Origin of the sequence: Pedobacter sp., from assembly GCF_035566355.1 — a bacterium.
In the GTDB taxonomy this organism is placed as follows: domain Bacteria; phylum Bacteroidota; class Bacteroidia; order Sphingobacteriales; family Sphingobacteriaceae; genus Pedobacter.
Genome location: NZ_DATMRL010000388.1, coordinates 1 through 2,233 on the forward strand (window position 1 = coordinate 1; position 2,233 = coordinate 2,233).

Below are 2,233 nucleotides of genomic sequence, written 5' to 3' on the forward strand. Positions count from 1 at the left end.
GCTGGGCTACAAATACGCCAATTTCGATAAACGGAAAAAACTTTTTAAATCGATATCCAAGTCAGGTCTGGTCTTTCAATCGGACCCGGTGAGAGATTATAAACTGGCACAGTGGATCGAGGAACTGGTTAAAGAAAAGGGTTATAAAATAGCTCCTCAGGCAGCGGCATTAATGGCTGAATATCTGGGGACCGACCTTTCCAAGATCGCTAATGAGGTGGAAAAACTGATGCTCAACATCAGTAAGGAGACCACAATAGATACCGACCTGGTGCAAAGAAATATCGGGATCAGTAAAGAATACAATGTGTTTGAATTGCAGAAAGCCCTGGCTGTAAGAGATGTTTTGAAATGCAACCAGATTATAAATTATTTTGCCAATAACCCCAAAGCCAATCCAATGGTGATGGTGATGGCCAATTTGAATTCTTACTTTTCTAAAATACTTAAGTATCATTATTTGCCCAATAAGAATGATGCGGCTAAAGAACTTGGAGTAAATCCTTACTTTGTGAAAGACTACGAGACCGCTGCCAGAACCTTTAACCTCAATAAAACCTTTGACATTATTGCCTGGCTTCGGGAATATGATCTGAAAAGCAAGGGGGTAGACAGCAGCGGGAATACAACAGATGGTGAGCTCTTGAAAGAACTGCTGTTTAAAATGATTCATTAATTTATCCCTTTGTAACTGCAAAGTTATACAAGAAGTATGCTTGAATACCATTCAGGCCGCTTATCTTTGTAGGGAACATTCAAATAAACCTAACTGAATTCATGAAAAAAACCTTATTAATACCAGCCATGGTAATGGCCGGTATATGCTCTGTTTATGCCCAAACCAAACCGGTTACACCACCGGCGGTGGCAGATTCTACAAAAAAGGGCCCGGGTGCTTTTGGCGATCCAAAAGCTAAACCAGGACCGAAACCTTATGCCACGGTGATTACCGACAAGGCAGTTACCCGTAAAGGGATGATCACCGTCCATAAACTGGACGATAAATTTTTCTTTGAACTGGCAGATTCTACGCTTGGAAGAGAAATTCTTGTGGTAAGCCGGATTTCAAAGGCGGGCGCAGAAGTGCGATCGGCTTCGGGATATGCAGGCGATCAGATTGGCAGCAGCGTGATCCGCTTTGACAAAGGACCAAATAACAAAATCTTCATGCGTAAGCTGTCTTTCAGGACATATGGTCCAGACAGTACAACGGCTATGTACCAGTCACTACAAAATTCCAATATCCAGGCAATTGCGGCTTCATTCAATATTGCAGCCTATACAGCGGATAAAAAAGGAAGTGTCATTGATATGACGGATTATATCAACAGTGATAATGAGATTTTTTACTTCGGCTCTGCTCAGGCTAAAACCCAGTTCCGCATCGGGATGCCAAATGCAGACAGAAGCTATATTCAGAATGTACGCAGTTTTCCAAGAAATGTAGAGATCAGTACGGTTAAAACCTATTCACTTGCGGCAGCACCTGGTCCGGGCGGCGCACCTTCCGGTGGGGCATCAGGTTCTACAACGATGGAATTAAATACATCGCTGGTGATCTTGCCTAAAGTTCCTATGAAACCAAGGTACTTTGATCCCAGAGTGGGTTATTTTGCAGTGGGTTACACAGATTTTGACTTGAATCCACAGGGGGTAAAGGAAGTTCAGATCATCAAAAGATGGAGATTGGAACCTAAGCCTTCGGATATGGCCAAATACAAAAGAGGGGAGTTGGTAGAGCCGGTTAAACCGATTATTTTCTATATCGATCCCGCTACACCAAAAAAATGGGTGCCTTACCTGATGGCTGGAGTTAATGACTGGCAGAAAGCTTTTGAGCAGGCTGGTTTTAAAAATGCAGTGCAGGCAAAACTGGCACCTACAGCTAAACAGGATTCAACCTGGAGCCTGGATGATGCTACACACTCTGCAATTGTTTATAAACCTTCTGAAATCTCTAACGCCAGCGGACCAAGTATTGCAGATCCGAGAAGCGGGGAGATTATCGAAAGTCATATCAACTGGTATCATAATGTAATGAAGCTGGTGCATGACTGGTATATGATCCAGGCAGCAGCTATAGACCCAAGGGCACGTAAAATGGAATTCAGTGACGAATTGATGGGAGACCTGATTCGTTTTGTGTCTTCACACGAAGTGGGACATACCTTAGGTTTGCGTCATAATTATGGATCAAGCTCTACAGTTCCGGTGGAAAAACTGCGTGATAAAG

General features: G+C 43.1%; 2 protein-coding genes. Both read left to right on the top strand.

Annotation, left to right across the window (positions count from 1 at the left end; all coding sequences use genetic code 11):
* Positions 1 to 676, top strand: a 676-nt coding sequence (holA, locus tag VNZ46_RS14785; protein ID WP_325560846.1) for a DNA polymerase III subunit delta, incomplete at its 5' end; no start/stop codon positions are given.
* A 101-nt stretch (positions 677 to 777) separates the two neighbouring features.
* Positions 778 to 2,233: DUF5117 domain-containing protein (locus VNZ46_RS14790; protein WP_325560847.1), on the top strand; the 1,456-nt coding region annotated here is incomplete at its 3' end.